The following is a 7,318-nucleotide window of genomic DNA, read 5'->3' as shown; positions in this document are numbered from 1 at the left end:
CAAAAAGTAGTATATAAGATTACGGAATTCTGTTGGGAAGCGATTGACCTTGGCCTTTCGGCCACGCTACGCGAATGGTCACGCTACGCGATGCTCGGTACGAGCCGCTACGCGAACGCATTCTGGGGCACTTTGCGATTGACCTTGGCCTTTCGGCCACGCTACGCGAATGGTCACGCTACGCGATGCTCGGTACGAGCCGCTACGCGAACGCGAAAAAACCGATTTTACTGAGTATAAATACTTGTTTATGCTCCTCTGACCCATTGCATTTCCATGTGGGTGCTATAGCAAAGAAAGTATAGTTTAAGACATAGTCTTTTGATTGAAAGGGAGTGCGATCGCTTTTAGCGTGACCAAAGGTCAATCGCATAAGCGCGGAAGCTGAGGCCTTTGGGCCACGCTTTGCGAACGCTTCATCGCGTAGCGTGACATGCAGGTCAATTAAGTATTTCCTATCTCATAAAGTCACTCAAAACCATTACGCTCCCTATTTCCTATTCCCTTTTTTTTAAACAAGCTTCCATTTCATTACCGTACGATTTATTTCAATTACCCCTCAAAAAAAAAATTATCAAAACCCTTGACAAATAAATATATAATCGTTATTATTATAATATAAACATCAAAACCAATTTTGAACTATGCCTGACAACTTTCGCCCGAATCCAGAAAACAATCCTGAGGAAATCACTCCTAGTAATACTCCTCAGGAACCTTCTCCAAAAAAATACCCCGTTCAGCATATTCTGAAGGGGTCCCGCCGGGCAATAAGCAACACCATGTATACCCTTTATGCACTGCGTTATGCCCAAATTTCGGACTGGAGCCCCCTTCAGCCGACGGGAATTCCTGGCGAATTTATCACCACTATGACGAAGTACATAATTCTAGATTAGACTAACTTAGTAGGGGGGGTTTCCCCCCTAGCCCAAGAATCAAATCTGTTCACATAGCTTGGCCTTTGGCCAATGGGATCGGATTATTTCTGGGTTGGTGTACGAAGTTGAGGCATAGTAAAATTTCCTAGCCGTGGAAGGTAGTTCTGCGGCTACTTTTTTTGAGTTGAAGGTTGAAGGTTATTTGGTTGAAGGTTAGAAGGTTAGTTAGAAGGTTGAAGGTTGAAGGTTGGGATGTTGAAGGTTGGGATGTTGAAGGTTGAAGGTTATTTGGTTGAAGGTTAGTTAGAAGGTTATTTGGTTGAAGGTTAGTTATTTGGTTGAAGGTTATTTGGTTGAAGGTTATGAGGTTGTTTGCCTTTGGGGTTCGAGAAGGGTAGGTTATTAGGTTGAACGCGATGGACGCGCGTCCCGCTTTCAGCGATCGCGTGGCCTATTGGCCAAGGTTGAACGCGATGGACGCGCGTCCCGCTTTCAGCGATCGCGTGGCCTATTGGCCAAGGTGATTAGGCGTTGCATATTGTTGTGGAATGGGGATGTTGGTGGAATGGGGATGTTGGTGGAATGGGCATGTTGGTGGAATGGGGATGTTGGTGGAATGGGCATCTTGGTGGAATGGGCATGTTGGTGGAATGGGCATGTTGGTGTAATGGGCATCTTGGTGGAATGGGGATGTTGGTGGAATGGGGATGTTGGTGGAATGGGGATGTTGGTGGAATGGGCATCTTGCCCGTTCCATTTCTGACGGATGAATGCTTACGGGATTCCTAAATATGATCAGACGAATATATTCCTTCTCTACCGAATTGAGAATTGCTATAATAACAAAAATAGGAAATCAACAAAATGGAAAAGCTGACGGTTACTGCTGCCCAAAAAGAGTTAATAAACTTAGTTGAATTAGTCACAGAAGAAAACAAAGTTTATGAAATCGAGATTTCTAATGGTTCTGCTGTTTTAATTTCTCTAAAAAACTATGAAAGCTTACAAGAAACCTTAGAATTACTTTCAATCCCTGGAATGATGGAAAGCCTACAAATATCCCTTGAACAAATAACCAATAAGGAAACCTACTCCCTAGATGAAGTCTTGGGAGATATTGATTGATGGTTTACGAAGTTCGTTTTACCAAAGAGGCTAAAAAGGATGTTGCCAAACTTACGCCCAAATTAAAGCAAAAACTTAAAACAATGATTCAGGACACGATCAGTATAAATCCTTATGCTGGTAAAAAGCTGGTGGGCAATCTTGCTGGTTTCTTTTCTATGCGTTTAAGTTATAAAGATAGAATTATTTACACAATTGACAATGAGCAGAAGCTGATCTATATTCACCGCGCCAAAACTCATTATGGAGAATAAAATAATGGTATTGCATAGTGCGTTCGCGTAGCATGACCTTTCGGACAAAGCCCGACGCTGCGCGAACGGTCAATCGCCTGCTCTTGTAGTGCGATCGCATATTTTGTAGGCGGAGCTGATCCCATCAAGTAAGGGAATTATCCCGTAAGCATTCAGCTATCAGCCGTCAGGCGTCAGCTCTGTGGCACAGGCTTCGTGGGACAGGCTTCGACGCTGGGACTTTCGTGACTATTAAACCAATGCTTACTTGTTGTCTTGATTATTGCGCGAGTGGGGGAAACCACGGCAATAGCGAGTGGGGGGGACCCCCAAGACCGTAATGGTGCGTTTGACCCGTAATTAAATTCGCCACGGGTCGCACCTCTGCATCGCTTATTCAAAAGCTGAGAGCTCAGAGATGATAGCTGATAGCTGATAGCTGATAGCTGATAGCTGATAGCTGATAGCTGAATGCTTACATTACCCCTTCACTGTAAGTACTATATAGTTAAGAAAAATACAAGGTGTTAGTTATGACAGATAAGAAACTGGTATTTGAACGCATTACCTTTGATCCCCAAATAATGGGAGGACGTGCTTGTGTTCGAGGCATGAGGATTACAGTATCTTTAGTGCTAAGTTTGGTAGCCGACGGTATGGATGTCAACGAAATTCTTGAAGCTTATCCCTATCTAGAAGCAGAAGATATTAAAGCTAGTCTTCTGTATGCAGCATTTTTGGCTAGTGAGCAAGTTCGGCCTTTCAGTGGAAGTGCCGCATGAAGTTTTTAGCAGATATGGGTGTCTCTCCTTTAACTGTTCAATTACTGCGTCAACAGGGATATGATACGGTACATCTTTACGAACAAGGATTAGAACGGCTCTTAGATGCTTTGATTCTGGAAAAGGCAAGGCAAGAGGAGCGCATTGTTTTAACTTTTGACTTGGATTTTGGCGATCTATTGGCAGCAAGTTCTGCTTTGCTGCCTAGTGTGATCATATTTCGCTTGAAGAATACAAATCCTGCAAGTGTTGGTGCAAGATTGCTGGCGGTGCTGGCTGAGTGTGGGGAAGATTTGGAAGCAGGTGCAATTATCACGGTGGATGATACTCGTTACCGACTGCGACGACTGCCAATTTGAGCAGATCTTGTAGGGTGCGAAGCACGAAAGTGTAACGCACCGAAATTCAACCCAACCGCCCAATTAAAACAACAAATAAAAATAAAAAAAATCCAATATTAACCCCTGATTGCCCTGTGTTAAAATGCTCGATAGCTAGATTACGCAATTAAAAAAACGTTTTACCAAATCATTACAAATTGCCATGGAAATCCAAGACTACTTCGACTTCCTAGCCTCTGACGACATTCGCATCAAAGGTAGCCGCATTGGTATCGAAAGCGTCCTCTACGAATATATCTATCGCGCCAGAACCCCTGAAGAAATTACCCAACAATTTGAGACAATTACCCTGTCTTGATGCAGTCGCTCATGGGGGAAACCCCCAAGACCGCGCTGCATCGCTAGAACAAGTCCATGGCACTATTCTCTACTATCTACACAACAAAGAAGAGGTTAGCACTTACTTAGCTGACTGGCTAGAGTTTTGCCGCCAACAACGAGAAGAACAAAAACAGAATCCTTCTGCTGCACGGCAAAGGTTCCGGCAATTGAACAAATGTGCGACGCATTCCCCCACCTGGGCGTAGGCCACGCTACGCGAACGCCCAGGTGGGGGTTAAGGAGCAAACTAATTAATCGTCATAGCCAAGGTTCTCTATATACTGCTTCAGAACAGAAAGCGGTGCGCCTCCACATGACACAGCACTAAATCCTCTTTTCCAGAAGACAGGCTTCCAGTAATAGGGAGCCAATTCTTTTTTTTGCATATCTTTTTCTAATTTCTCTGCTAGTCACCGTTTTGAGGGTATTGCAAAGCTTGGAAATTGACACCTTAGGGGCTAGGTCAATCAGAAGATGGATGTGATCATTTTCCCCTAGGTCGGCCTTGGCATCCTCAAGAATACAGTCATTTTTTTCACAAATACTTTTGACCAGATCTTTGATGTCTTCTTCTATGTTTCCTGTAATCACTGGGTGGCGGTATTTTGTCACAAACACTATATGAATCTTGATTAGCGAAACCGTCTGTGCAAAAGAGCGGAAAGAGGTTGACATGTTTAATCACTATGATTTAATCTGGTGACATACTAGCAATTCAGTTGAGCCTGTGAAGACGCCAGCCAAAATCATTCGCACCGATAAGTGGACTCTTAACCCGACTGCCAAACAGCGCTTTTTGTTTGGTGAGACGGTGAAGGTGTACCGCCAGGCTTGTCGATATTTGGTTGGTATTATTTATATTCACTGGGGCGAATTGGGCGAGTTAACTGCTGACCAGCTAACTCCTGCTGTTGAGGGATTGATGCACAAAACAGCCAAGCGACCCAAAATAAAATATCCTCAATTCAACAAAACTTTCCATAAATTTCCTAGTTACTACCGTCGAGCAGCAATTGCATTCGCAGCTGGACAGGTTAGCAGCTATGCAACTCGATACCGTGAATGGCAATCTGGCGTCCGAAAAAGGAAAGATAGCAAGCCACCAAGATTAAATGCTGATACTGGTTGCTATCCAGCTTTGTATAAAGGTCAATGCTATAAGCTGCATGGTTTTGACCAAGTCGAAATCAAAGTCTTCAATGGTTTAGATTGGATTTGGACTACAGTTCAGATAACTGGATTAAGAGAGCGCCACGCCTGTGCCACTAACAAGATGATGTCCCCTTCATTGATCTTCAATGATAGGTATTGTCATCTATCTGTTCCATTTACTTGTAAACCAGAAAAACGCAAACCAAGATCTAACGTAACTGCGGTAGACTTGGGTATTAATACAACTGCTACCATAGCAGTTGTAACCCACAGCGGTACTGTAATCCACCGTGAGTTTATTCATCCTGGAAGAGACATAGACCGCAGAGATAAACGACTGAAATCCGTATCCTTAAGGGCATCAAAGACAATGGGAAAAGGAGGAAAACTGCACAAAGGTTTTTGCTCCAAGACCTACCAAAAATGCCAAAGAATTAACAACCAGATTGGCCACATTGTTTCTAAGGGAATTGTTGAGATTGCTGAAAAGTTTAATTCTGAAGCGATTGTATTTGAGAATCTTAAAGGATGGAAGCCAAAGGGCGGAAGGAAACGCTCCAATTTAAGGCAAAGATTTCACGGATGGCTCAAAGCAAAGATTCGTGATTTTACGGAAATGAAATGGGCTGAACTTGGAGGCAAAGTTATAGAGGTCGTGGCGGCTTACACCTCAAAACTTGCCTATGATGGTTCTGGTACGGTTAAACGAAATTCAAAGAATTATACCCTAGCAACCTTCCCTTCAGCTAAGCGATTCAATGCCGACCTTAATGGCGCTTACAACATTGGTGCTAGAGGTGTACTTAAGCTCGTTCGCAGAAATGACAACGAGGGTCGTTCCAGCAAAAGTCCTGGACGACCGCCTAGAAGCTGGGCTTGTCTATGTGACCTGTGGACGCTTCGTAGTTCCAGGTTAGCATAGGACACCACCACCTCGTTCAGGTGGTGGAAGCTTCATAGCAGAAGCCGCTCTGGAGCGAGTCATTAATCCTAGTAGGGTGGGCAGTGCCTACCAACGCCCTTTGCAAGCTTGATTATCTGTCTGGTGCACTGCCCACCCTACATCTGATAGCTGATAGCTGACAGCTGAATGCTTACCTCTAACTAACCATCACACGCCGATTGTACTCCTCAACCAACTGAGCCTCATGTTCACCATGGAAAAATGACAGCAGAGCAAACCGTCGTCCTTTAATAACATCTGTAACCTCGTGAAGCAGGGAACAGGAAAAAATCAAAGCACTGCCTGTTTCCGGCTGATATAAATCCAATCCGTATTCTGGAAATCTTAAACAGCCCCCTTCATAGTCTTCCACATTCAAATTAATAGTCATAGCAAAGCGACGATAGGCAGTTCCTTCCGTAGCATCATCCCGATGGGGTCGAAAATATCCGCCAGTATTAGCATCATAGCAACCAATCCGAAAACTCTCAAATCGAGTAATTTCAAAATGAAAGGCTTTCTTGATTGCAGGGCGAACCTGTTGACGGATGAAATATCTTAAACGTTGATGGGTTTCCCCTTCTTGAAGAAAATGGTCTCTGCGTCTTTTATAATCATCGTCCTCAATGGGAGTCAATTCTCCCTTATGCTCAATCATTGAATAGGACTCTTGATTCCCTTCAGTTTCCCAAATATTAATTAGGGTTTGACAAAACTCTCTATCCAAGACATTAGGAATAAATAAAACTGGCGCTTGATTAGTAATTTTACGGGGAGCTTCTGGAGATTTATTCATTATAGTTAATTAATTAAATAATAAAGGGAGTAGGGAGTAGGGAGTAGGTAAGAGGTAAGAGGTAAGAGGTAAGAGGTAAGAGGTAATAGCTAATAGCTAATAGGTAATAGGTAATAGATAAGAGGTAATAGATAATAGGTAAGAGCTAATAGGTAAGAGGTAAGAGGTAAGAGGTAAGAGGTAAGAGGTAAGAGGTAAGAGGTAAGAGGTAATAGCTAATAGCTAATAGGTAAGAGGTAATAGGTAATAGGTAATAGCTAAAAAATCCTGTGTACCTCATAAGCTATAAGAAACCATATATTTAATTATCAGTAGGATGCGTTATTTCAGGCACCCTACTGGGCTGTTGCCTATGGGAGCATGTCAGTTTTGTTAATCCCTGATTCAGATCCCCCTAAATCCCCCTTAGTAAGGGGGACTTTTGAATCTAATTCCCCCCTTTTTTAAGGGGGGTTAGGGGCAGGGCTGTTTCATTGTCGATGTCAAAATTTTTTCTGAGGTTTTGAAACCGCCTTGGAGTAACGGGTTCACCCTTTTTTTTAAAAGTTAAGTATTTTAACCTAAAAAAGTCTTAAATTCTCTAAGCGCAAAAAGCTTGGGCAACGGAATAAAAAAGCGAATGATATCAACAAAACAAAAAGCGTTCGCCGATACTGTAAAATAAAAGCGAACGCTATTTAATTA

10 protein-coding genes and 2 pseudogenes are annotated in these 7,318 nt (G+C 43.0%); 9 read left to right on the top strand and 3 right to left on the bottom strand.

The features are described 5' to 3' along the window. The 5 genes from F6K37_RS28025 to F6K37_RS28005 all read left to right on the top strand — a co-directional run. A partial coding sequence (locus F6K37_RS28025; protein ID WP_287253700.1) for a hypothetical protein occupies positions 1-234 on the top strand: 234 nt, incomplete at its 5' end. A 410-nt stretch (positions 235-644) separates the two neighbouring features. Further along, positions 645-899: a hypothetical protein gene (locus tag F6K37_RS28020; protein WP_287253699.1), complete on the top strand. Its 255-nt coding sequence runs from the start codon at positions 645-647 to the stop codon at positions 897-899. A gap of 436 nt (positions 900-1,335) precedes the next feature. After that, positions 1,336-1,644: a hypothetical protein gene (locus F6K37_RS28015; RefSeq protein ID WP_287253697.1), complete on the top strand. Its 309-nt coding sequence runs from the start codon at positions 1,336-1,338 to the stop codon at positions 1,642-1,644. A 101-nt stretch (positions 1,645-1,745) separates the two neighbouring features. Continuing rightward, the gene (locus F6K37_RS28010; RefSeq protein WP_287253695.1) at positions 1,746-2,006 is read left to right on the top strand and encodes a type II toxin-antitoxin system Phd/YefM family antitoxin; all 261 of its coding nucleotides are present in this window, start codon (positions 1,746-1,748) and stop codon (positions 2,004-2,006) included. Further along, positions 2,006-2,260, top strand: coding sequence for a type II toxin-antitoxin system RelE family toxin (locus F6K37_RS28005; RefSeq protein WP_287253693.1), 255 nt, complete (start codon positions 2,006-2,008; stop codon positions 2,258-2,260). The genes F6K37_RS28010 and F6K37_RS28005 overlap by 1 nt, the downstream gene beginning before the upstream one ends. Here the strand turns inward: F6K37_RS28005 and F6K37_RS28000 are convergent. Then, positions 2,248-2,385: a hypothetical protein gene (locus F6K37_RS28000; protein WP_287253691.1), complete on the bottom strand. Its 138-nt coding sequence runs from the start codon at positions 2,383-2,385 to the stop codon at positions 2,248-2,250. The genes F6K37_RS28005 and F6K37_RS28000 overlap by 13 nt on opposite strands. A gap of 387 nt (positions 2,386-2,772) precedes the next feature. On the opposite strand from F6K37_RS28000, the gene F6K37_RS27995 reads away from it, so the two are divergent. The 3 genes and pseudogenes from F6K37_RS27995 (at position 2,773) to F6K37_RS27985 (ending at position 3,949) form a co-directional block, all read left to right on the top strand. Continuing rightward, positions 2,773-3,021 carry a DUF433 domain-containing protein gene (locus F6K37_RS27995; RefSeq protein WP_287253690.1) on the top strand — a complete coding sequence of 83 codons (249 nt, stop codon included), beginning with the start codon at positions 2,773-2,775 and terminating at the stop codon, positions 3,019-3,021. Further along, positions 3,018-3,380, top strand: coding sequence for a DUF5615 family PIN-like protein (locus F6K37_RS27990; RefSeq protein WP_287253688.1), 363 nt, complete (start codon positions 3,018-3,020; stop codon positions 3,378-3,380). The genes F6K37_RS27995 and F6K37_RS27990 overlap by 4 nt, the downstream gene beginning before the upstream one ends. 184 nt (positions 3,381-3,564) lie before the next feature. Next, positions 3,565-3,949: pseudogene (locus F6K37_RS27985) on the top strand (DUF433 domain-containing protein). A 45-nt stretch (positions 3,950-3,994) separates the two neighbouring features. On the opposite strand, the pseudogene tnpA reads toward F6K37_RS27985, so the two are convergent. Next, positions 3,995-4,418, bottom strand: a pseudogene (tnpA, locus tag F6K37_RS27975) (IS200/IS605 family transposase). 52 nt (positions 4,419-4,470) lie between these two features. On the opposite strand from tnpA, the gene F6K37_RS27970 reads away from it, so the two are divergent. Beyond that, the gene (locus F6K37_RS27970; protein WP_287253683.1) at positions 4,471-5,817 is read left to right on the top strand and encodes an IS200/IS605 family accessory protein TnpB-related protein; all 1,347 of its coding nucleotides are present in this window, start codon (positions 4,471-4,473) and stop codon (positions 5,815-5,817) included. A 178-nt stretch (positions 5,818-5,995) separates the two neighbouring features. Here F6K37_RS27970 and F6K37_RS27965 read toward each other — a convergent pair whose 3' ends face one another. Next, positions 5,996-6,634, bottom strand: coding sequence for a 2OG-Fe(II) oxygenase family protein (locus F6K37_RS27965; RefSeq protein WP_287253682.1), 639 nt, complete (start codon positions 6,632-6,634; stop codon positions 5,996-5,998). Positions 6,635-7,318: the final 684 nt, after the last annotated feature.

It is taken from the genome of Moorena sp. SIO4E2 (assembly GCF_010671945.1).
Taxonomy (GTDB): domain Bacteria; phylum Cyanobacteriota; class Cyanobacteriia; order Cyanobacteriales; family Coleofasciculaceae; genus Moorena; species Moorena producens.
Note: the sequence above shows the minus strand (reverse complement) of the source record. Positions and strands in the feature narration are given on the sequence as shown.

What these genes read in the sequence shown, in the direction of transcription:
- F6K37_RS28010 (WP_287253695.1), top strand. Translation starts at nt 1,746, where the DNA reads ATGGAAAAGCTGACGGTTACTGCTGCCCAAAAAGAGTTAATAAACTTA.
- F6K37_RS28005 (WP_287253693.1), top strand. Translation starts at nt 2,006, where the DNA reads ATGGTTTACGAAGTTCGTTTTACCAAAGAGGCTAAAAAGGATGTTGCC.
- F6K37_RS27965 (WP_287253682.1), bottom strand. Translation starts at nt 6,634, where the DNA reads ATGAATAAATCTCCAGAAGCTCCCCGTAAAATTACTAATCAAGCGCCA.
- F6K37_RS28020 (WP_287253699.1), top strand. Translation starts at nt 645, where the DNA reads ATGCCTGACAACTTTCGCCCGAATCCAGAAAACAATCCTGAGGAAATC.
- F6K37_RS27990 (WP_287253688.1), top strand. Translation starts at nt 3,018, where the DNA reads ATGAAGTTTTTAGCAGATATGGGTGTCTCTCCTTTAACTGTTCAATTA.
- F6K37_RS27995 (WP_287253690.1), top strand. Translation starts at nt 2,773, where the DNA reads ATGACAGATAAGAAACTGGTATTTGAACGCATTACCTTTGATCCCCAA.
- F6K37_RS28000 (WP_287253691.1), bottom strand. Translation starts at nt 2,385, where the DNA reads ATGGGATCAGCTCCGCCTACAAAATATGCGATCGCACTACAAGAGCAG.